This window comes from Streptomyces sp. NPDC050509, assembly GCF_044457965.1.
Taxonomy (GTDB): Bacteria; Actinomycetota; Actinomycetes; order Streptomycetales; family Streptomycetaceae; genus Streptomyces.
In genome coordinates this window covers 605,929-628,538 of record NZ_JBITHL010000005.1, presented here as the reverse complement: position 1 = coordinate 628,538, position 22,610 = coordinate 605,929, and the positions used below count along the sequence as shown (strand labels likewise).

The window sequence follows — 22,610 nt, the reverse complement described above, 5'->3', positions numbered from 1 at the left end:
AACCAGCCGCCGATCCCCCGCAGAACCCTCCCCGGCAACCACCACAACCCGCCCCACCACCGGATGCCGAGCCAGCACCGACTCGACTTCACCCAACTCGACCCGGAAACCCCGGATCTTCACCTGGCCGTCCGACCGCCCCACGAACTCCAGTTGACCGTCCGACCGCCACCGCACCACATCCCCCGTCCGGTACATCCGCTCACCCGCACCCCCGAACGGATCAGCCACGAACCGCGACGCCGTCAGACCCGGCCGCCCCACATATCCCCGCGCCAACCCAGCACCGGAAACATACAACTCACCCGCCACACCCACCGGCACCAAACGCAAACCACCGTCCAACACATACACCCGCGTATTCCACACCGGCCCACCGATCGGCGGAACGTCGCCTTCCGCCGTCAATGGCGAGCTTATGGTGGCGTACAGCGTCGTCTCGGTCGGACCGTAAGCATTGACCATTCGCCTGCCCTGCGACCAGCGCGCCGCGAGCTCACCCGAACACGCTTCGCCTCCGACGACAAGACACCCGAGGCCGGGCACGTCTTCTGCCGTCATCGTCTCCAGAAGGCTCGGCGTGATAACCGCGTGCGTTATTCCGCGTTCAACGATGAAGGCGGACAGCGCGTCACCCACAAGCAGGCGATCATCGGGAACGACCACCAGTGTCGCCCCTGAAACAAATGCGGTGCAGAATTCCCAGAACGCCATGTCGAAGCTCGGGGAAGCCAGCTGCAGCACTCGGCTTCCTTCGCCGACGGCCAGGTTGTCGAGCTGGGCTGTCATCAGGTTCACCAGACCGGTATGGCCTACCGTCACCCCCTTGGGTACACCGGTGGATCCGGAGGTATAGATGACATACGCAGGATTCAACACGTGCAACGGACCGAGCCGATCGGCATCGGTGACCGTACGACCCGGCTGTGCATGCAGTCGGGCGATCATATCCGCGGTATCCATCACCACTGTCGGAATGGCCTCGGACAGTGTGCCGGCCCATTCGTGGACAGTGACCGCGGCAATTGGGCCGGCGTCGGCCATCATGAACGCGACCCGGTCGGACGGATAGTGCGGGTCGATCGGCAGACAGGCACCCCCGGCCTTGAACACGGCCAGCACCGCGATCACCATCTCGCTCGATCGCGGCAATACCAGCGCCACAACCTTTTCCGGACCCACGCCGGACTCGATCAGCACCCTCGCCAATCGATTTGACGCCGTCTCCAGCTCTGCATACGAAAGCTCGACATCTTCGAACATGACAGCCGACGCACCGGGATTTCGCCCGACCTGCGCCTCGAACAATTCGGAAACCGTCGCCGGGTCCACCGGTGCAACCACACCGTTTCGTTCTTCGAGCCAGGCCAGTTCGTCCTCACCGACCAGCGCGAACTCACTGATCCTTCGGGCCGGCTCGCGCACGATCGAGGTCAGGAGCGTCCGAAAATTTACGGCCATTCGCTCCGCCGACGCCCTATCCAGCACGGTGGACGAGAACTCAAGCTCCCCCTGCAGTCCACCGCCCGAGCCCGGTTCGACCGCGAGCAGTGTCAGCCCGAGTTCGAACTTGGCCGCTCCCCGGACGTTTCCGGATGAACTCGCGGCGATCGACTGCATCCCCAAGTCCTCGCCGTGATGCTCAAGACGCAATCCTGTACTCAGGTAGTTGAACGCGGCGCGGAAGAATGGATTCTCGGTGCCGATACGCCGACCGCTCCCGGCCGGGACTATCTCAGTCAGCGGCACGCTCTGGTGCTGGAGTACACCTCGGACACGCGGTGCCATCGATTCCAGAACCTGGCCGAAAGAAGCGAGGCCGGACATATCGCACCGCAACGGCAACGTATTCGCGAAGAATCCCACCGAATCGGCGATCGGCAGCTCACGGTTGGCCCAGACCGTGCCGAGTGCGAAATCGTACTGGTCCGTACAGCGGGCGAGCAGCACCGCGTAGGCGCTGACAAGGACTGTGTACGGCGTCATCGACCGGCGTGCTGCCAGTGCCTCCACCTCGCCCCACAGCGAGGCCGGCACGGTGAAGTAGACGGCGTCGTCTCCCTCGGTGTCTTCGCCGGACGCCTCTCGTCGTGGCAGTTCGAGGCGGGGTACTCCATCGAGCTCCGACCGGAAGAATCCGAGGGCCTCGTCGAAACGGCCTTCCCGCAGGCTGTTCTGCTCCCACCTGGCATAGTCACCCAGGTGCCGGTCGACCTCGGCCTCGGCGAACTCCGTACCCTCGCCGATCGCACGACAGGCGGCAAAGAAGTCCCGTAGGAAAACCGCGCAGGACCAGCCGTCGGTGATGGCGTGGTGCATGGTGAAGCACACATGCTGCTCATCCGGCGACGTGTCCAGCACCAAGCACCGCAACAGTGCTTGCCCGCCCAGGTCGAGGGGGGTCAGTTCCTCACGCCGGATCCGCTCGGCCAGCACCTCGGTCTGATCCTCGCCGAGCGCCGAGAGGTCCTCGAACACCACCGCAACCGCGCCGTCCTCACGCACGACCTGGACGAGGTCGCCGTCCCGGACGACGAACCCGGTGCGCAACGCCTCATGCCGCCGCGTGGTCAGTTCCAGCGCCCTGCTCAGCAGCGCGTGATCCAGCGGGCGAGTGGTACGGAGTTTCAGCACCACGCTGTACCGGGGGGTGCCAGGATTCAGATGTTCCAGGAACCACAGCCGGCGTTGCCCCTCCGACGCCGGGTGCTCAGCGCGTTGCGCCGCACGCTCCATGGGGTTCGCCGTCGGCCTCGTCAACGGGCCGCCGTAGAGCTGGTCGAGGAGGTGACGGGCCACGGCGTCGGGGGTGGGGTGGTCGAAGATCGTTGTCGCGGGCAGCGCGACCCCGATGGCTGCCGTGAGCCGGTTGCGCAACTCCACCGCCGTCAGAGAGTCGAACCCGACCTCCTTGAACGCCTGCGACACCCCTGGCTGGTTGCTGTCGGCAGCACCGAGTACGACCGCGGCCTCGGCGCGTACCAGATCGGTCAGGGTCGACAGCCGCGTAGCGGTATCCAGCCTCGCCAGCCTGTCCACCCAGGCACCATCGGTATCGGTATCGGCGGTGTGCGCCGTTCGACGGACCTTGCCCACCACGCCACGCAGCATCGCAGGCAGCTCACCGGCACGGGCCTGCCCCCGCAACGCCGCCGTATCCAGCTCCGCCGCCATCAGCACCGGTCGGGAGGAGGCCATCGCGGTATCCAGCAGACGCATGCCCTGATCGGAGTCCAGCGCCCGCATCCCCATGCGATTCATCCTGGCCAGCTCACGCTGCCCCAGGTGCCCGGTCATGCCGCTGGCCTCGGCCCAGTACCCCCAGTTCAGCGAGACCGCCGCATGGCCGGCTCGCCTGCGCCGAATGGCCAGCCCGTCGAGGAACGCGTTGGCCGCCGCGTAATTGCCCTGCCCACCGCTGCCCAGCACCCCCGCAGCCGAGGAGAACAGCACGAACGCGGCCAGATCCAGCCCCCGGGTCTCCTCGTCCAGGTACACCGCCGCGTCCGCCTTGGGGCGGAGCACGGCGTCGAACCGCTCGGGAGTCAGCGCGCCGATCACACCGTCGTCGAGGACGCCCGCGGTGTGCACCACCGCGGTGAGCGGCGCCTCCTCGGGGATGTACGCCACCAGGGCCCGCACCTGCTCACGGTCGGCGACGTCACAGGCCACTGTGCGTACCCGCGCCCCCAGCCCCTCCAGTTCCTTGCGCAGTCCGGCCGCCGCCGGCGCGTGCTCACCACGACGCGAGGCCAGTACCACGCTGCGAACCCCGTGCGCGGCCACCATGTGCCGCGCCACCACGGCGCCCAGCACCCCCGTCCCGCCCGTGATCAGTACTGTGCCTGCCGTGTCCAATGGCCGCGTCGGCCCCCTCTGGCCGGACCGGACCAGCCGCGGCACCCACACCACCCCACGACGAAGGGCGAACTGGGACTCCTCGGCGACCGACACCTGGCCCAGTACGCCCGACACCGCCTCGACCACCGACGCCCGTGTCCTGTCGGAACCGGCCCGCACCGGAACATCCAGATCGGCGAGCAGGATCCGGTCGGGGTTCTCCACCTGGGCGGTACGCACCAGCCCCCACACCGCGGAGGCCACCGGATCGACCGGAATGTCCTCGTCGCGGTCCCCGACCACGACGCCTCCGCGAGTGACCACCACGAGCCGGGAGGACGCCCACACGGAATCGCTGAGAAATGCCTGCAACACCGCCAAGGTGACCTTGATCGCCGATCGGGCCCGCTGCGGATCACCCACATCCGCCAGACCCGAATCCACGCACAACAGCACCCACTGCGCGTCCTCACCCGTCTGAGCCGCCTCGGCGAGGTCCCCCACGTCCGAAACCGGAACCACCGACGGCTGCCCGGTGCGACCTCCGGCAGGAAGACCGAGCCAGTCGATACCGAACAGCGCACCCTCGTGGTGATCACCGCGACTCTCCCCGGTGTCCTCGAGCCGCCGGACCGGGACGGGTCCGCTCAGCGCGGAGCCGACCGACAGCACCGGCATGCCGATCGGGTCGGTCAACTCCACCGACGTCCCGTCGGCACCGGGCACCAGCCGAACCCGCACCCGTCTGGCCCCGACGGCGTGCACCACAACCCGATTCCAGGTCAGCGGCAGCACCACGGCACCCGTATCGCCGTCGTCACCCGACGGGACGCCCGCACCGGGTCCGGCGCCGAGCCAACCCGCGTGCAGAGCGGCTTCGAGGAGGGCGGGGTGGAAAGCGAACCCGGCGGTCTCGGTCTGCGCGGGCAGCTCGACCTCCGCGAACCATTCGGCCCCACGAACCCAAGCGGCGCACAGCCCCCGGAACACCGGGCCGTACTCATGACCCCACCCGGCCAGGGTGTCGTAGAAACCCTCGACCGAGACCGGCGACGCACCCGAAGGCGGCCACACATCCGTCGTGTGGCCGACCGCGGCGGAACCGATCTCGGCGGCCAGGAAACCCGAAGCGTGACGGGTCCAGATCCCCTGCGCACCGTCGGAACGCGAATGGATCCCGAGGGAGCGGCGCCCCGTCCGATCGAGTTCACCCACCCGGACCTGGATCCGCACCGACCCCGTCTCCGGCAGCCGCAGCGGCGTCTCGATCACCAACTCCTCGACCGCGGTCAGCCCGACCCGGTCACCGGCCGTGATCGCCCACTCCACCAATGCCGCGCCCGACAGCAGCACCACCCCGGCCACCACATGGTCGGCCAGCCAGGGATGTGTACCCAGCGACACCCGTCCGGTCAGCACCGCCCCGCCGGACTCCGGATCCTCCACCACGGCACCCAGCAACGAGTGCTCCACCCGTTCCAGCCCCGCACCCGACACATCCGCCCGCACCTCGGGGTGCACCCAGTACTTCTGCCGTTGGAAGGCATAGGTCGGCAGTGCCGCCCTCCGGCCCGCCCCCGCCGGCAGCAGACGCGTCCAATCCACCTCGACGCCCTGAACGAACAGCTCCGCCAGCGAGTGCACGAACCGACTGGAGTCGCCCTGGTCACGGCGCAGCGTTCCGCACACCAGACCGGTCACCCCCACGTCCTCCAGGGTGTCCTGGAGGCCGGCGGTCAGCACCGGATGCGCACTGATCTCGACGAACACCCGAAAACCCTGCTCTGCCAAGTCCCGGGCCGCCGGTGCGAACCCGACCATGTGCCGCAGGTTGCGATACCAGTACCGGCTGTCGACCCGGTGGGCGATCCAGCCACCGTCCACGGTGGAATACCAGGGCACGGCAGGTAGTTCGGACGCGACACCGTCCAGGATTCCGGCCAGCTGGTCCTCGACGGCCTCCACCTGTGCGCTGTGGGAGGCGTAGTCGACCGGGATCATCCGGGCGCGCACACCCCTCGCCTGATATTCGGCCTGGATCTCCGCCAGCGAGTCGGGGTCGCCCGCGAGTACCACCGAGGCCGGGCCGTTGAGCGCGGCCACCTCGACGGTGCCGTCCGCCCGGATCCGACCGTCTTCGCGTACCTGTTCCTCGGGCAGTGGCACCGACAGCATTCCGCCGTGCCCGGCCAGCTCGCTCGCGATCGTCCGAGCACGCAGGGCCACCACGCGTGCGGCGTCGGGCAGCGACAACGCGCCCGCCACACACGCCGCAGCGATCTCTCCCTGGGAATGCCCGATCACCGCATCCGGTCGCACACCACAGGACTGCCACAAAGCCGCCAATGACACCATCACGGCGAATGTCACCGGCTGGACCACATCGACCCGGTCCAAGGTCGGTGCGCCCTCGACCTGGCCGACCACCTCGGACAAGGACCAGTCCACATAGGGCGCGAGCGCATGCTCACACTCGGCCATCCGTGCGGCGAACACCGGTTCGGTCTCGCACAGCCGCTGTCCCATCCCGGCCCACTGCGTGCCCTGACCGGGGAACACGAACACCGTCCTGCCCACCGGGCCCGAACCCGCGACACCCGTCACCACACCCGGCGCCGGCTGCCCCGCTGCCAACGCCCGCAGCCCCTCCACCGCTCCCGCGGTGTCGTCGGCGACTATCAGAGCCCGGTGTTCCCACAGAGTGCGGCTGCTCATCAAGGAGCGCGCCACTTCACCCAGATCCGGCCCCGCGGCGGCCCTACCGGACTCCAGGAACGACGCGAGCCGTCCCGCCTGCCCGGCCAGCGCCGCCGCCGTCGGCCCCGATACGACCACCGGCAACGACGTCCCACCATCCGCCTGGTGCCGCGGATCAGGATCGGTGTCACCTGCGGTGGTGTCCCGCTCGACCGCCGGGACCTGCTCGAGGACGACATGCGCATTGGTACCGCTGATGCCGAACGAAGAGACACCGGCCCGGCGCGGATGCCCACTGTCCGGCCACTCCCGCGGCTCCGTCAGCAGTCGCACCGTGCCGTCCGACCAATTGATCTTCGTCGACGGCTGATCCACGTGCAGCGTCTTCGGCAGCAGGCCGTGGCGCATCGCCAGGACCATCTTGATCACGCCGCCCACGCCCGCAGCGGCCTGCGTATGCCCGATATTCGATTTCAGCGAGCCCAGCCACAACGGGCTGTCGGCAACTCGGGCCCGGCCATACGTCGCCAACAACGCCTGGGCCTCGATCGGGTCACCCAGCGGGGTACCCGTGCCGTGCGCTTCCACCACGTCGACCTCCGACGCGGACAGGCCGGCATTCGCCAGCGCCTGCCGAATCACCCGCTGCTGCGCCAGACCGTTCGGCGCGGTCAGGCCGTTGGACGCACCGTCCTGATTCACCGCGGTGCCCCTGACCACCGCCAGCACCTCATGCCCGAGCCGTCGCGCGTCCGAGAGCCGTTCCACCAGCAGCACGCCCACGCCCTCGGCCCACCCCGTACCACTCGCGGCCTCGGCGAACGACCTGCACCGCCCGTCCGCCGACAGCCCCTGGCGTTTGCCCAACTCGACGAAGACTCCCGGCGTGGCCATGACCGTGACACCGCCGGTCAGCGCCATCGAACACTCCCCGGACCGCACCGCCCGACAGGCCAGATGCAAGGCCACCAAGGACGACGAGCACGCTGTGTCCACCGTCAACGCCGGTCCCTGCAGACCCAGGACGTACGACACACGACCGGACAGCACGCTCGGCGTCGTCCCGGTCAAGGTGTAGCCCTCGGAGTCGCCGGGCGCCTCGTGCGCCCGGGGTCCGTAGTCCTGAGGTATCGCCCCCAGGAAGACACCGGTGTGGCTGCCGCTCAGCGACGAGGGCACGATCCCGGCGTCCTCCACCGCTTCCCAGGCCGCTTCCAGCACCAGCCGCTGTTGCGGGTCCATCGCGAGAGCCTCACGCGGGGAGATCCCGAAGAAGCCGGCGTCGAACTCGGCCGCTTCCTCCATGAAGCCTCCGCCGCGCCCCGTGGAAAGCACCTCCGCGCTCCACCCGCGGTCGGTCGGCATCGTCGATATCGCGTCCGTGCCCTCGCGGACGAGGTCCCACAGGCCTTCCGGCGAGTCGACACCGCCTGGAAATCGACAAGCGATGCCGATGATCGCGATGGGCTCGTCCTCCGCGGCGCCGATCGGCGTCGGTCGGGCATCGGCGGTACCGGTCGTCCCGGACATCTCCGAAAGCAGAAAATCAGCGAGTCGGGCCGGACCCGGGTAGTCGAAAAGAGTACTGCTCGTCAGCATCAAGCCGGTCGCTGAACTGAGCCGGCCCACCAGCTCGACGAGCTTCGCGGAATCAAGACCGATCTCCAGGAAGGTCCGGTCGAGCTGGACGTCGTCCAGCTCGTCGACCCCCAGAACTGCCGCGCATTCGTCCCGGACGAGCTTCTCAAGGTCGACATCTCGCTGTGTGCCGGAAGGATTCTGCTGGACATGCGGCTGACGCCCCTGGTCAGAATCCGTTTCCGAGACAGGTAGTTCCACCCTGGTGGCACCGTCGAAGAATGCAGTCCAATCCACCTCGACGCCCGCAGCGTAGAGTTGGGCCACTGAGACCAGCAGCCGATCAGCGCTTCCTTCACCCCGGCGAAGACTGCCGACTGCCGCCGCGGAAGCACCTGCGGCCTGAGCAGCCTCCTGCACATTCCCGATCAGGATCGGGTGGGGACTCGCCTCGACGAAGGCATCGAATCCGTCTGCGAGCAATTCACTCACCGCGCCATAAAAGTTCACGGTTTCACGCATATTGCTGTACCAATAGTGCGGGTCGCACGTCTCGGTGTCCAACCGATGCCCCGTCACCGTGGAGTAGAACGGGACGCGGGAAGCCTGCGGCTGAATCGACGTCAGGAAGGATTTCGTGCGCCCCTCGATCCGCTCCACAAACGTGGAATGAGCGGGGAAGTCGGACTTGACCGGCGCCAGAAAGGCGGAGCCGGCCCACTCGGCCATGAGCTCGGACAGAGCGTCTTCGCTACCGGACACGGCCGTCAACGCCGGGCCGTTGACAGCAGCGATGGACAACCGCCCCTCCCAACGGGACAGCCTTTCACGTACGACCTCGACCGGGAGCCCCACTGCCACGACCCCGCCGATACCGGAGAGCCCCTCGACGATCGCCGTTGCACCCGCGGTCACGATCCGCGCTCCGTCCTCGAGGGACAGCGCACCGGCCACGCAGGCCGCGGCCACCTCTCCCTGCGAATGGCCGACCACGGCGGCGGGTTCCACGCCGTACGATCGCCATACCGCCGCCAAGGACACCGTGACCGCCCACACGACCGGCGAGATGACGTCGGTACGCTCCAACAGGGTGGCGGCCGCGTCGCCCCGCACCACATCCAGCAACGGCCAGTCGAAAAACGGTTCCAACGCCGCCCCGCAGGCGGCCATCGAGTCGGCGAACACCGTCGAGGTCTCCAGCAGTTCGACTGCCATCCCCGCCCACTGTGTGCCGTGGCCGGGAAACACGAACACCACACCGCGAGCACCGGGGCCATCGCCAGGGACCGCTTTCCCTGTCACCAGGCCCACCGCGGACCGTCCCTCCGACAAGGCATGGAGCCCCTCCAGCAGCTCCTGGCGTCCGGCGCCGAGCACAACACCGCGATGAGGGAACGTCGCCCGCGTGGTCGCGAGGGAGAAAGCCACATCGCTGATGGACAGGTCAGGCCGTGCTTCGACATACCCGGCCAACTGGGCGGCCTGCTGCCGCAAAGCGGTCTCCGAGCGGCCCGACAAAACCCACGGAATCGAGTTCGCGGTATCCATATTGACCCTCCTGCGAGTCAGAGCGTGGCGGCGAAGCGAGGGGCGTTCGGCTACTGCGGTGTAGGTGATGTCTCGCACGCAAGTGCCAGTGGTGGGGGGCGGGTGTGAAAGAGCGGGTCCCTCGGTAGAGACGTGGTCGGTGAGACCCAACTCGTCCAAGGAGACCCGCTGCCAGGCCAGTTGACCACTGGGGGCGCTGTTGCGTCCACTTCGGTCCCTCGCATGACTGTTACGTGCACCGGTGCGGGGCCGCTCAATGCGGGACCGCGCGTTCTGAGCCGTCCCACCGATATGACCGACGCGGAACGGGCTCAGATCCATGCGTCGACGCCGGTCCCGGCCTGGCTGGAGGGCCGGGGCGGCCGCCCGGAAGCGTTCTGCCACCGGGAAATGGTCGACGCGCTGCGCCACGTCGTCGACAACGGCGCGAAGTGGCGTGCTGTCCCCGCTGATTTTCCCTGATGGCTGGCGGTATACGACTTCTTCCGGCGGTGGTGTCGCCACGGTTACGTGCGCGAGCTGTACCAGCGACTGCGGCGCATCGAGCGACAGCAGCAGGGACGGTCCCCCGAGCCGAGTGCCGGGATCATCGACGCCCTGTCAGTCGACGGCGCGGACACCGTCGCCGGCGACAGCCGCGGCTACGACGGCGCGAAAGGGAGGGACGGCCCCAAGCGCCACCCCCTGACCGACACCTGCGGCCTGCTGCGGGAGGTCACCGTCACACACGCCCTAGTACCGGTCGCCGTAGGGCCGGTACCGAAGGTGGTTCTCCGCCACCTCCGGACCCACCGGAACCACCACAGAACTGACGGCCGCTACGAGGAGCGACCTGCTGAGGCGTCAGTCTCCGGGGTCGGCGGCGCGGGCCGGGTGCCGGCCGATGCCGGGGACGAACCGTCCCGCGCGGGCGCTGTATTCGAGGTAGGCCGGGCCGTGCGTCTGTCGGAGGTAGGGCTCTTCGATGACCCGGACCTGCAGTTCGATGGCGACGACGAGAGCCACGAACGCGGCGAGTGCGAGGACGTTGGGGACGGTCAGCGTCAGTCCGGCACCCGTGACGGCCATCGCGGTGAAGATCGGGTTCCGTACGTACGCGAAAGGGCCGCCGGTGACCAACGCGGTGCGGTCGTGCCGGTCGACCCCCACCCGCCAGGAGGATCCCATAGCCGTCTGCGCGGCCAGCGTCGCCCCGATGCCCACGACGGTGACGGCCACTCCCGCCGCGTGCGGTGCGGTCGCCCCGTCGATGAAGACCGGCAGGCCCGCCAAGGTAGCGGCGGGAGCCAGCGCGGCACCGAGCAGCGCTGTCAGGAAGAGGACTCCGGCCCACCAGGACGCCGAGCCGGGCCTGCCTGACAGTCCACGGAAACCCGTGTCGCCCGTGCGGCGACGCTGGAGGACTGATCGCCAGCCGAAGGCCGCCGTGAGCCACACCAGGTACAGGGCAAGCGCGGTCCAGGCCCAGCCGCTCACCGGCCCGCCTCCTCGGCTGAGCTGGAGCAGGCACAGCCGGGGCCACACCCGCACCCGTCCCGCTCAGCTCGCGTGACGCCAACGGCGGGCACCGCACAGCAGTTGTCGCCTCGCCAAGCCTCCCGGCCCTCCTTGACGGCGACCGCGGCGATCACCAGGGCGGCGATCGGGTCGGCCCAGGACCAGCCGAACAGAGAGTTGGCGAGCAGACCGGCCAGCAGTACAGCCGAGAGATATGTGCACAGCAGTGTCTGCTTGGAGTCCGCGACGGCCGAGGCCGAGCCCAGTTCGCGGCCCGCTCGGCGCTGGGCCGCCGACAGGAACGGCATGATCGCGAGAGACAGAGCGGCCAGGACGATGCCTGTCGTCGAGTGCTCCGCCTCACTCGTGCCGGTCAGTGCGCGTACAGAGTCCACAGCGACGTACGCGGCAAGCGCGAAGAAGGAGACGGCGATGACGCGCAGCGCGGCCTTCTCCCGGGCTTCCTGCACGGCGTGGTCGGCGGCGGAGAACTGCCAGGCGACGGCGGCGGCGGAGGAGACCTCGATCACCGAGTCCAGGCCGAAGCCGATCAGGGCGGTGGAGGAGGCGGCGGTCCCCGCGGTGATCGCGACGATCGCCTCGATGACGTTGTAGGTGATGGTCGCGGCGACCAGCAGACGTATGCGGCGGGTCAGCGCGGCCCGTCGCTCAGGCGCCGGGGACACGGAAAGAGGCACGGTCATCAGCAGCAGTCCTTGTCGTCCGCGTCCGGGCAGGTGCGGTCGGCCTCCACGGCAAGGACGGCGCCGCGCAGGTCGTCCAGGGCATGGCCCAGGCGGGCGTCGGCCAGTTCGTACCGCACCCGGCGCCCCTCGGGCACGGTCACGACGAGCCCGCAGTCGCGCAGGCAGGCGAGGTGGTTCGACAGTCGCGTACGGGAGATTCCCAACGCGTCGGCAAGGTCGGCCGGATGGGCCGACGCCTCCCGGAGGGCGAGCAGGATCCGGCAACGGATCGGGTCGGCGAGCGCGCGGCCGAATCGGGCCAGCGCGTCGATGTCAGATGCGACGGACAGCACGTCCCGACGGTACACAAAATCTTGAATTCAGGAAACCATGTATCGTCACGCCTTGAGACGATGCGGTCCGCAGCACCCGCGCTCGGTCCACTCCGAGGCCATATGTCCGGCATGCGGCTCGTGTGCCTGTGCAACGGTGGGGTGGCTGAGCCGCTTGAGCGTCGGTGGATACGCTTCCAGGGAGCGCGGGGAAGCACTCCGCGCCTCATTTCCTGTTCCGTCCGTCCCAAGGACGTACGTCTCCAAAGGCTCGCGACACATGCAACTCGGTCCGGTACGACCCGCCTCCCCGGCGACCGGGGTGTTGCGCGGGCTGCGTGCGTCGGTGCTCGCGGTGTTGTGTGTGCTGCTGCCGCTGGCCGGACACGCCCTGTCGCAGGGGCACGCGCCCCGTGTAGTCATCGTGGTGGGGATCGCCGCCGTGGCCATCCCCGGCGCGGTAGCACTGACGCGTCATCGGTTGACCGACGCGCAGGTGTTCGGCGTCCTCGCGGCCACCCAAGTGGCCTATCACGCCGCGTACTCACTGCCGGGCGCCTGCCGAGCGGTAGCGGGAGGAGCCCCGCCCCCCGGCGGTCTTCCCGCCGCCGTCGAGCACGGCGCGGTCGCCGGACCACCCGCCGGTGTGCTGCTGGCCGGACATCTGGTGACGCTGGCCATCGGTGCCCGGCTTCTTGGGTTCACAGAACGGCTGCTGTGGCAGAGCAGGCCGTTGCTGCTGGCCGTGGGACACCTGCTGCTGTTCATCTGGCCGCCGGTGAGCGCCACCCACCGGCAGGGCCCGGAACTCGAAATCCGGGAAAGCACCTCACCCCTGAAGTCGGCCGTACTGCCGCGGCTGAACCCGGGCAGAGCTCCTCCGCCCCGTGGGCTCGCTCCGTTCGCCCTTCACCGGCCGACACCGATCGGCGGTCCCTGCCTGCCCTGACGGGTACGACGGTGGACCCGCTCGGCTCGCCGGGTCCTATCGTCCCGGCGGCGTGGCCGCCGGGGGACACAGAGAGTCCCCATACATGCCCGTCATCAACCGGCGTGCTGCCCGCGTGGCCGTACGCACCATCGGCGTACCCGTGGTCGCGGCAGGTGCGCTCGCCGTCTCCGCTCCGCAGTCGGCCGCCCACACCGAGCTGGTCTCCAGCAGTCCGGGCAATGCCGCCACACTGGGCCGGCCACCCGAACGCGTCACGCTGACCTTCAGTGACGAGATGACGCAGAAGTACGCCAAGCTCGTCGTCACCGCATCAGGCACCACATCGGACGTCGGCGCGTCCGGCACGCCACAAGTCGCGGGGCAGGTCGTCTCGCTCGCGCTGAGGCCCGGCGCCCCGGACGGGCGTTATACGGTCGGTTACCGCGTTGTCTCCGCCGACGGGCACCCCGTCTCCGGTTCGTACACTTTCACCGTCAAGACCGCGGGCACCCCCACCGCCTCGGCCTCCGCCGCCGAAACGCCCGTCACTCCATCCCCCTCGACAACCGCCGCCTCCAGTTCCGGCGGAACGCGCTCCAGTACGAACACCCCTGTAACGGCCGGCGTCGGGGCGCTGGTCGTGGTCGGCGCCGGAGTCGGCGCGTACGTCGCCCACCGGAAGCGGGCCGGTCATGGCGGCTGACGGCACGTCCACGGCACGTCTGTCTCTCCTTCTCACCTCCGCAGCGGGCACGGCCGTCGCCGTCACCCTGGTCACTGTCCTTGCCGGGGGCGGGGTGACCGTACGGATTCCTGGGATCCCGGACGCCGGTCCGGTGACCGCCTGGGGCCTGCCCGTGGCCCGTACGGTCGCCGACGCGGCGGCCGTCGCGACGGTCGGTGCCCTGGTGCTGGTGGCGGTGCTGCTGCCGGGCGGGCGGCGGCTGAGCGGAACGCAACTGCGCTATCTGCTGTGGGCCGCATGCGCTTCCTTGGCATGGGCCGGGGCGTCGGCCGCCACGATGGTTCTCACCCTGTCCGATCTGTTCGCCCAGCCCGTCGGCGAGATTCTGTCCCCCGCCGTGGTGGCGGACTTCATCCTCAACGACGCCCAAGGGCGCTCTTACGCCATCACGGTGGCCGTCGGCCTCCTGCTCGGGACCTTTTGCCTGGGAATCGGCACCGCACGCTGGGCCCGCTGCGCGCTCGCGGTGGCGTTGCTGGGGGTGCTGCCGCCCGCGTTCACCGGTCACTCCTCGGCCGCCGCGAACCACGACTCCGCGGTCGTCAGCCTCTGCCTGCACCTGGTCGGCGTGACGGTTTGGGTGGGCGGGCTGCTCTTCCTCCTGGTCGTGGCCGCCCGCCAGGAGGAGGGCACCGGTGAGGCCGTTCGGCGTTTCAGTCCGCTCGCCGGATGGTCGCTGCTCGCGGTCGGCGCGAGCGGGATCGTCAATGCGGCGGTCCGGCTGCCCGCACCGGCGGAGGTGTTCACCAGCCGGTACGGCCTGCTGGTCCTCGCCAAGGCAGCGGCACTCGCCCTGCTCGCGGGGATCGGCCACTGGCACCGGAGACGCACCATGCCAGGGCTGTGGACCGGTGGGAGAAGTGCCTTCGTCGGACTTGCGGCCGGTGAGCTGCTGGTCATGGCGGCGGCCGTGGGGCTCGCGGTCGGGCTGTCCCGTACCCCCGCGCCCGGGACGGGCGAGGCCGCGCTGTCGCCCGCCGAGGAAATGCTGGGCTTCCCCATGCCGCCGCCTCTCGGTGACTTCCCCTGGACGCCGCTGTTCACCCAGTGGCGCTTCGACCCGCTCTTCGCCTTCGGAACGGCCGCTGCCGCGCTTCTCTATCTGGCAGGGGTACGCACCTTGCGCAGGAGGGGAGACACGTGGCCAGCCGGCCGGACGGTCTCCTGGCTGCTGGGGCTCGCGGTCACGGTCCTGGCCACCATGAGCGGGCTGGCCGTCTACGGCAAGGTGCTGTTCAGCGTGCACATGGGCCAGCACATGATCCTCGCCATGACGGTGCCGATCCTGCTCGTTCTCGGCGCCCCGGCCACCCTCGCCCTGCGCGCACTGCCGTCAGCGCCCAAGGGCGGCCCGACCGGGCCCAGGGAGCTGTTGCTGAAGCTGCTGCACAGCCGCTACGTGAAGGTCGTCTCGCACCCGGTGGTGGCGAGCGTGCTGTTCATCGGCAGCGCCTTCGCCGTCTACTACTCGTCCCTCTTCGAGACCCTGATGAGCAGCCATCTCGGTCACCTGGTGATGCTCGGGCACTTCCTCGCCGTGGGACTGCTGTTCTTCTGGGTCATCATCGGCGTCGACCCGGGTCCGCGCCGCCCGCCCCATCTGGGCAGGCTGTTCGTCCTCATCCTGACGATGCCGTTCCACTCCTGGTTCAGCATCTCCCTGATGAGCTCGTCCGACCTGATCGGCGCCGGCTGGTGGAACTCCCTGAGCCGCCCCTGGGTCGAGTTTCCGCTGGACGACCAGTACAACGCCGGAGCCATCGCCTGGGCCACCGGCGACATACCCGTACTGATCACCACCCTCATCCTGGCCGCCCAATGGATCCGCTCGGACGCACGGGAGGCCCGCCGCGTCGATCGCCAGATCGACCGTGGTGACGGGAACGACCCGCTGGCGGCCTACAACGCCTACCTGGCGAGCCTGCACGCCCGCGACCGCCGTCCGGGCCCACCGGCACCGCCGGCTCCCGGGGCGAACAGCGCCGCCCACGAACCGGTCGTCCCCGCCCCGCCCCCCACGTCCGCCGCCGCCACCCGACAGACCGAGGAATCGTGAAGAAGCACCTGTACATCGCCATGGTGATGGTGGCCGCCTTCGCCGCCGCCCTCGGTTCCTTCCTGCTGTTCTCCCCCGACGAGCCGCGCGGCTCCGTGGACGCCGAGCCAGCCGTCGAGGCCCTGCACGTGCGTGAGTCGAGCCATCGCCTCACCCGGCCCGAACGCTCCGAACTGACCGTCGTGGAGTTCCTGGACTTCGAATGCGAGGCGTGCGGGGCCGTGTACCCGGTCGTGGAAGAACTCCGCGAGAAGTACCAGGACCGCGTCACCTTCGTCGCCCGTTACTTCCCGATGCCCGGCCACCGTAACGGCGAACTCGCCGCCCGCACCGTGGAAGCGGCAGCCCAGCAGGGCAAGTTCGAGCAGATGTACAGCAAGCTCTTCACCACCCAGGCCCAGTGGGGCGAAGCCAAAGAATCGAAGGAAACCGTCTTCCGCGACTACGCCGAGCAACTCGGTCTGGACATGGGGCAATTCGACGCGGCGCTGAAGGATCCGGCAACGACCGCACGGGTGCGGGTGGACCAGCGCGACGGGCTGGGCCTGGGCGTGCAGGGCACACCGGCCTTCTTCCTCGACGGCGAACGTGTCTCCCCGGCTTCCAAGGAGGAGTTCGAAGCGCTCATCAAGGACCGGCTGTCCCGACCGTGACCGCACCTGTACCCCAAGGAGAACGCGCCCCCATGCAGTACCTCATCGACCAGGCCGGCGTATTCCCCGCGCGCGCCGCGGCACACAGCCTGGACCTCGGCTCCCTCGCGGACGGCGACAATCCCCGCGCGATGTTCATCACCTGCTCGGACTCCCGGATCGTACCCGCGCTGATCACCGGTGCCCGGCCGGGAGACCTCTTCGAACTGCGGACCTACGGCGCCGTCATCCCGCGCTTCACTCCCCACGAGCCGGCCGGAGAGTCCCGGACGATCGACCACGCCGTGGAGGAACTGAAGGTGACCGACATCATCGTGTGCGGCCACTCCCACTGCGGCCTCGTCGAAACCGATATAAGAACCGGCACGGCGGAAGACGCAGACGGCGCTCCCTCTCCCGTCGGTTCGACGGCCCCGATGACCGGTGACCTCACCGCCGCAGGCCACTGCCACGTACTGACCCAGTTGGACGTGCTCAGCGACTACCCGTCGATCGCCCCCCGCCTGGTCGACCGCTCGCTGCGGCTGCACGGCTGGTTCTACGAGATCGAGTCCGGCGCCACCCTCGAACATCGCCCGCGAGCCAACGCCTTCCTCCCGCTATGAGCAGCCACTCTTCCGACGCATACGACAAGGTGAGCACCGTGACCAGCAGCAAGGCACCCATCTACGACGAACGACTGACGGCGCCGAACACCTGGTGGGGCATCGCCGCTCTCTTCGGCCTGGCCGTCGCACTGGTCTTCCTCCCGTACGGAGGTATCGCCGCGTTTCTCGGCCTGATGGCCGGGGCCGGCCTGGCCGGGCTCTTCGTCAGCAAGCAGGGATCGGTACGCATCAGGGTCACCCGCGACCTGCTGGTCGTCGACGACGCCCGCGTCCCCCTCGCCGCCCTGGGTGAGGCACAGGTACTCACCGGCGAGGACGCTCGGGCCTGGCGTACGTACAAGGCGGATCTGCGGGCCTTCATGGTCATGCGCAGTTACATCACGACGGCCGTACGCATCGAGAACCTCGACCCCGAGGACCCCACGCCGTACCTCTACCTGTCCACCCGCGCGCCCGAGCGCCTGGCCAAGGCCATCGGCACTCGCGACTGACCTCGAATGGGCGGACTCCGGTACGCGACGGAGCTATGGCCCGTCGCAGCCATCGCGGCCTGTGGGAGGTGACGACCAGCCGTGTGAAGCGGCCGGCTGCGGCTGACGATCGGAGGTCAGGACCTGTGGGGCGGTACGGACGCCGCCCCACAGGTCCTGGTTCAGGCCGAGGCCCCGTGGCGCTCGTGCCGGGCGACGGGTGCGTTGTGCTGATCGGTCCAGTTCTGCAGGGCGCTCATGCAGGCGTGGTCGAGATGCCGCAGACCTGACAGGCCGAGTTCGACGGGGCGATCGGCCGGCAGGGCTTCCAGAGCGTCGAGAATGCGCGGCAGGCGCAGAAACGTCGCGTTGCCGGAGATGCGGACCTTCACCGGGCCCGTGCCCTGATCGCTGACGTCGACCTGGACGTGCGAGGTGTCCCAGGCGAGCTTGACGATCGCGAGCAGCAGCCCGATGAGAACGCCCTCGAACATGTTGGTGACCAGGATGGCCACCGCGGTGACCGCCAGGACCAGCGCCTCACCCCGGTGCTCGCGCCAGAGCGGGACGAACTCGCGTACGGGCAGCAGCTTGAAGCCCGCGTGGACGAGTACGCCCGCGAGTGCGGCGGTCGGAATCACGCCCAGCGCTCCGGGCAGAAGCGCGGCGAACAGCAGCAGCCACACACCGTGCAGGACGCGCGAGAGCTTGGTGCGTGCTCCGGCCTGGACGTTGGCGGCGCTGCGCACGATCACCGCGGTCATCGGCAGGCCGGGCGCGATGTCCGCCCCGCAGGTGCCCCGCGTGATCGGCGTCGACGGCTTCGCCCTACGCCGGCGTCACCGCTGTGCCACCGTGGTGATCGACGCCGAGACCTGTGAACGGATCGACGTCGCGATCCGCCGCGCCTGCCCGAAGCGAAGCAGGTCAGCGACCGGTGGCACCGGTGGCATCTGTGGCACAACGTGCGCGAAGCCGCCCTGAGCGAGGTGAAGGCACACAGCAGTTGCTGGGCCACAGTGCTGGACGCGCCCCTGTCACCTCTGCGGCACGAGCGGGCCGGCGCGGCGAAGGCCGATCAGATCGCGGTACGGCAGGCCGCGAAGTGCACTGTCCCCATGCCGGGCTGGAGGAGTTTCGACAGCCGGACCGATTCCTCGACCGTCACGGTCCTGCCAGGTGCGACGATGCCCAGCTCCTGGAGCTCGCTGATGATCGCAGGGCCCTGATTGCGGAGTCCGACGACGTACGTGCCGCGAAAGTCATAGGGGCCCTTGCGGCGACGCAACTGGACCGGATTCCCGTGGATTTGCAGGCCCTTCGGGTGATACAGGGTGTAGTCGGGCATCGTGTCGCCCGGGCCGTAGGTCCCCTTGGCGTTCTCGGGCGGAATCGTGGGCTCCCGGCGGTTGGTCTCCTCGTCCAGCGTGGCGTCCCGATCGTTGCCCTGGCCCCGGCCCGAGCCCAGGGCTGTGGACGGGCCTACCTCGCCTCGCTCGATCTACCCGCCCAGCTCGTCGCTGAGGGGAAGGTGATGGGGGGTGTAGAAGTGCACGGTCGTTCCGTCGGGAACGGTGATGGTGCCGGCGCCTTTGGATTCTTCGTGGTTTCCATGGCCGCCGAGGACCGTACTTCCGTCGGCTCGCCCAGGGGTCTGATGTGCATGCCATTTCCCTGCCGGGTCGTTGATCCCGGCCCGCTGTACCACCGGGTGGGGTTGCTCGATCATGCTGCTGAATGCGGCATTCCCGATGCTGCTCTGCAGGAACCGCAGGCGCTGTTGCGCTGATTCGGCCTGACGCGGCTGACTTGGCCGGCTCCCCGGAGCAGTGGGTTCACCTTGCCGTTTGCCGTACTGGAACACGCCCACTCCGTAAGTCGCTCTCAGCCCGTCAGGCTTGAACCGCCACATGATCGGGACCCGGCGGGAACATTGTTCCGGGCTGCGCGCACACCCCGGAGGCAACGACGCATACCCCTCTGACAACGTCTTCATGGTCGGCTCAGCCGCCACCCGGGGGCCACGCTACCGTCTCCGGCCCGTCAAGACCGGTCGGGCGGACTCGTCTCGGCTACCTGGAACCCGCGAGAGCCGGTACGGCGGCGGGCTGCGGGGCCGGTACGGCAAGGGGGGCCGGGGCCGTCTCGGGGCCGGGCCTGGGTGCGGCGGTCAGCGGCTGCCGGGGCTGCTCCACGCTCGGGGCCCGGTACCCGGCGCGCCACGGCACGTAGTGCGGGTTGTCCCGGCAGTCGTTCATGATCTCGGTCTTTTTCGCCTTGTCCACCGGGCAGACGCCGACGATGAACTGCCGGGCGACCCCGCCGGGGAAGGCGACCTCGACCTGGTCGGCGTACTTGTGGGTGTCGCCGATGGTCTTGTTCACATCCACCCCGCCGGGTGCGTCGATGTAGTAGTTCCAGCCGTTCTTCCAGGACTTGTACAGATCGTGGTTGTAGCTGGTGGAGACGTAGGGGGAGGGCTGGTTGACCAGGACGTACTTCTCGATGTCGTACTGGCCGTCGAGGGGGGCCTTGGCGTGGAAGCCCTCCTCGAAGACGATCTCGGGGCCGCGGCCGTCGGTGCGGTAGAGCTGGGAGCAGTTGGCGCGCCACGAGGGGGCGGGAGTGATCCGGTTGATGTCGACGCGCCGGTCGGGGGCGGCGTAGAGGCGGTCCTCGACGGTGGGGCACGAGCCGGGCGCCGAGGCCCGGACGGCCGTGGTGGCCTGGGGTGTCGTGGTGGAGGCCTGGGCGGAGGTCGTGCTGGTGGTGGCGGGAAGGAGAACGGCGGAGACGGCAAGGGCGAGTACGGCGCTCCGGCGCCGCAGGCGAGTGATCATCATGATGACCACCATCGCGGCCCGGTGACGCCCGGAGGGGCAACGTCACCCTTGCGTGGGCGAGTTGCCCCGCACCCTTGACCTGGAGTCCGAAGCCGCCTTCCTCTCCCTTTCGGTCCGTGACCAGGTGTCGGCGCGCGGGCCGGCGGAGTTCGCCGCCCGGGCGCCGCGGATACGGAAGACCGTGGCGAAGTGCCCGCGGGCCGCGTGGGCGATCGCCACCGGAGAGGACTGCCGCAGATCTGGTCCGATCTGATCCGATCCGATCTGTGCTGAGCTGATCAGGCCGACACGGCCCGGCAGCTCGGCCATGGCCGCTGGGGACGGCCGTGGGTCAGAGGTCGGGGTTGGTGGCGGCGGGAGTCTCACAGCTGCTCAGCACGGTCGTCCCCTCGATGGTGGCAACCTGCACCTTGGCATAGAAGATCTGCAAGTCGTCCTGTGCGCTGGTGTTCCAGATCTTGCCGTGCCCGTTCCCGTCGTAGACCTTGTGCCACGGCCAGTACTTCTTCACACCGCGGTGGTCATAGGTGATCAGGCGGATGCCGACGTGATGTCCGTCGGCCTTCTCGTCGTACACCCTCAGGGAGATCCCTCTGATCATCCACAGGCTCGAAAAGGTGCCGGTCCAGCTTCCCTCCGATCCGCCGTCCGGCGCCCTGCACGAGCCGCTCGCGGTAACGGCGGCGGCCGAAGCCGGCGTCGCCGCAAGCGGGATGAGGCCAACGGCCAGAGCCAGTACCGCGGTTGGAGCTATGGCGCGAAACTTCATGATGATTCCTCACCTCGTACCATCGAGACGTTGACGAGAACCGCCGCCGACGCCGTGGGAGTCGACAGGGCAATTGCGCGAGTGTTTTCCACTGCGGCAGTCGGTGCACTTGGGAACCGCACGACGTCGATAGTGCCGTGCTGTCGGGCAGAACGTCGTTGTCCGAGAGTCCATACGCCTTGACGATGCGTCTACAGTCAGTGCCGAGCGGCGACAGTGGCCGCATATGCCAGAGTCCGTCACGTTTCGCCCGGTTAAATCCTTGTTGAACCGTCGGCTGTACGGGATGAGAGTGGAGGAGCGATGGCAAGCCGGTCGGGGACTCGATGAGAGACGGTGGGGGACGTGCTGGTCGAAACGGTGTTCCGGAGTGAGGACGTGCCGGCGGCGGACCGGTTCGAGTGCTGGCGGGAGCTGATGAGCCGGTCGTACGCCCCGATGGAGCTGCGCAGCGACCATGCGGACGACTTCCGGGCGCACCAGCGTCTGATCGGGCTCGGTGCGGTGTCGGTGTGGCCGGGGGAGTTCCAGCCGCTGGTCTTTCGTAGGACGCCGAAGCTGATCAGGCAGTCCGATCCCGAGGTCTATCAGCTCACTCTCGTCCTGAAAGGCAGCGGGAGACTCGTCCTGGGCAGGCAGGAAGCGACCTGCGACGCGTACGAGTTCCATTCGAACGACTCCTCGCGGCCGTCCGAGACATGGACCGGCCGGGAGCGCACCGGAATCGTGGGAGTCGAGCTCCCCAAGGCACAACTGCCCCTGCAGAGAGGCCGGGCCGACCAGGCGATCGGGCGGCGGATGTCGGCGAAGGAAGGCGTCGGTGCGCTGCTGGCCCAGTTCCTCACCCAGGTGACCAGCAACACCGGCCAGTACGCCCCTGACGACGCGCCTCGTCTGGGGACGGTCCTGACCGATCTGGTCGCCGCGCTGTTCGCCCATACCCTCGGCACCGACACGTCCCTGACGCCGGACACCCACCGGCGAACCCTGCCCCTGCTCATTCAGGCATTCATCCAGCAGCGCCTGCACGACCCCGATCTGACCCCGCCCTCGATCGCCGCCGCACACCACATCTCCCTCAGCTACCTGCACCGCCTCTTCCAGGACGAAGGCGCCACGGTCGCCTCCTGGATCCGGCGGCAGCGCCTGGAACGCGCTCGCCACAACCTCACCGACCCCGCGCTCCGAACGGTCCCCATCCGCTCCATCGCCGCCCGCTGGGGGTTCACCCACCCTTCCGACTTCAGCCGCGCCTTCCGCACCGCCTACGGTCTGTCGCCCAGGGACTACCGCCACCAGGCCACCCGTTCCACGGCGTAGACGCGACGTCGAGGAGGAGCCGGCCGTCCACCGACGA

General features: G+C 68.9%; 14 protein-coding genes and 4 pseudogenes. 10 read left to right on the top strand and 8 right to left on the bottom strand.

Features of this window, described 5'->3' with window-relative positions; translation table 11 throughout:
* Positions 1-9,663: amino acid adenylation domain-containing protein (locus ACIBJC_RS18270; protein ID WP_399293162.1), on the bottom strand; the 9,663-nt coding region annotated here is incomplete at its 3' end.
* A gap of 291 nt (positions 9,664-9,954) precedes the next feature.
* Between ACIBJC_RS18270 and ACIBJC_RS18265 the strand changes: the two genes are divergently transcribed.
* The gene (locus tag ACIBJC_RS18265) at positions 9,955-10,125 is read left to right on the top strand and encodes a transposase (protein ID WP_399293160.1); all 171 of its coding nucleotides are present in this window, start codon (positions 9,955-9,957) and stop codon (positions 10,123-10,125) included.
* 381 nt (positions 10,126-10,506) lie between these two features.
* Here ACIBJC_RS18265 and ACIBJC_RS18260 read toward each other — a convergent pair whose 3' ends face one another.
* Genes ACIBJC_RS18260 through ACIBJC_RS18250 form a run of 3 tightly spaced genes read right to left on the bottom strand, consistent with a single transcriptional unit; the run spans position 10,507 to position 12,199 of the window.
* A complete protein-coding gene (locus ACIBJC_RS18260; protein WP_399293158.1) occupies positions 10,507-11,139 on the bottom strand; it encodes a methyltransferase family protein in 633 nt (210 codons plus the stop codon).
* Positions 11,136-11,864, bottom strand: coding sequence for a cation transporter (locus ACIBJC_RS18255; RefSeq protein ID WP_399293156.1), 729 nt, complete (start codon positions 11,862-11,864; stop codon positions 11,136-11,138). Before ACIBJC_RS18255 ends, ACIBJC_RS18260 begins: the two co-directional genes overlap by 4 nt.
* Positions 11,864-12,199, bottom strand: coding sequence for an ArsR/SmtB family transcription factor (locus ACIBJC_RS18250; RefSeq protein WP_399293153.1), 336 nt, complete (start codon positions 12,197-12,199; stop codon positions 11,864-11,866). Before ACIBJC_RS18250 ends, ACIBJC_RS18255 begins: the two co-directional genes overlap by 1 nt.
* 259 nt (positions 12,200-12,458) lie before the next feature.
* Here ACIBJC_RS18250 and ACIBJC_RS18245 point away from each other — a divergent pair, with 259 nt between their 5' ends.
* From ACIBJC_RS18245 to ACIBJC_RS18220, 6 genes are all read left to right on the top strand, one after another.
* On the top strand, positions 12,459-13,127 hold the full coding sequence (locus ACIBJC_RS18245; protein WP_399293151.1) for a hypothetical protein: 669 nt from the start codon (positions 12,459-12,461) through the stop codon (positions 13,125-13,127).
* A gap of 85 nt (positions 13,128-13,212) precedes the next feature.
* Entirely contained in the window at positions 13,213-13,812 is a 600-nt protein-coding gene (locus ACIBJC_RS18240; RefSeq protein WP_399293149.1) for a copper resistance protein CopC, read from the top strand.
* Entirely contained in the window at positions 13,802-15,910 is a 2,109-nt protein-coding gene (locus ACIBJC_RS18235) for a cytochrome c oxidase assembly protein (protein WP_399293147.1), read from the top strand. The genes ACIBJC_RS18240 and ACIBJC_RS18235 overlap by 11 nt, the downstream gene beginning before the upstream one ends.
* Positions 15,907-16,563 carry a DsbA family protein gene (locus ACIBJC_RS18230; protein WP_399293145.1) on the top strand — a complete coding sequence of 219 codons (657 nt, stop codon included), beginning with the start codon at positions 15,907-15,909 and terminating at the stop codon, positions 16,561-16,563. The genes ACIBJC_RS18235 and ACIBJC_RS18230 overlap by 4 nt, the downstream gene beginning before the upstream one ends.
* A gap of 32 nt (positions 16,564-16,595) precedes the next feature.
* Complete coding sequence (locus ACIBJC_RS18225; protein ID WP_399293143.1) at positions 16,596-17,168, top strand: carbonic anhydrase; 573 nt, start codon at positions 16,596-16,598, stop codon at positions 17,166-17,168.
* Positions 17,169-17,206: 38 nt separating this feature from the next.
* On the top strand, positions 17,207-17,662 hold the full coding sequence (locus tag ACIBJC_RS18220) for a DUF3093 domain-containing protein (RefSeq protein WP_399293141.1): 456 nt from the start codon (positions 17,207-17,209) through the stop codon (positions 17,660-17,662).
* 161 nt (positions 17,663-17,823) lie between these two features.
* On the opposite strand, the pseudogene ACIBJC_RS18215 reads toward ACIBJC_RS18220, so the two are convergent.
* Positions 17,824-18,414: pseudogene (locus ACIBJC_RS18215) on the bottom strand (SulP family inorganic anion transporter); the annotation flags it as partial.
* Here ACIBJC_RS18215 and ACIBJC_RS18210 point away from each other — a divergent pair.
* Positions 18,380-18,678 (top strand): annotated as a pseudogene (locus tag ACIBJC_RS18210) (ISL3 family transposase); the annotation flags it as partial. The pseudogenes ACIBJC_RS18215 and ACIBJC_RS18210 overlap by 35 nt on opposite strands.
* Positions 18,679-18,719: 41 nt before the next feature.
* On the opposite strand, the pseudogene ACIBJC_RS18205 reads toward ACIBJC_RS18210, so the two are convergent.
* Both ACIBJC_RS18205 and ACIBJC_RS18200 read right to left on the bottom strand, forming a co-directional pair.
* A pseudogene (locus ACIBJC_RS18205) lies at positions 18,720-19,370 on the bottom strand (putative adhesin).
* A 490-nt stretch (positions 19,371-19,860) separates the two neighbouring features.
* Positions 19,861-20,484: pseudogene (locus ACIBJC_RS18200) on the bottom strand (ADP-ribosyltransferase); the annotation flags it as partial.
* 61 nt (positions 20,485-20,545) lie between these two features.
* Between ACIBJC_RS18200 and ACIBJC_RS18195 the strand changes: the two are divergent.
* Complete coding sequence (locus ACIBJC_RS18195) at positions 20,546-20,737, top strand: hypothetical protein (RefSeq protein WP_399293139.1); 192 nt, start codon at positions 20,546-20,548, stop codon at positions 20,735-20,737.
* Between the two features lie 78 nt (positions 20,738-20,815).
* Here the strand turns inward: ACIBJC_RS18195 and ACIBJC_RS18190 are convergent, their stop codons facing one another.
* The gene (locus ACIBJC_RS18190; protein WP_399293137.1) at positions 20,816-21,253 is read right to left on the bottom strand and encodes a hypothetical protein; all 438 of its coding nucleotides are present in this window, start codon (positions 21,251-21,253) and stop codon (positions 20,816-20,818) included.
* 345 nt (positions 21,254-21,598) lie between these two features.
* Between ACIBJC_RS18190 and ACIBJC_RS18185 the strand changes: the two genes are divergently transcribed.
* Positions 21,599-22,573 carry a helix-turn-helix domain-containing protein gene (locus ACIBJC_RS18185; protein WP_399293135.1) on the top strand — a complete coding sequence of 325 codons (975 nt, stop codon included), beginning with the start codon at positions 21,599-21,601 and terminating at the stop codon, positions 22,571-22,573.
* Positions 22,574-22,610 lie beyond the last annotated feature (37 nt).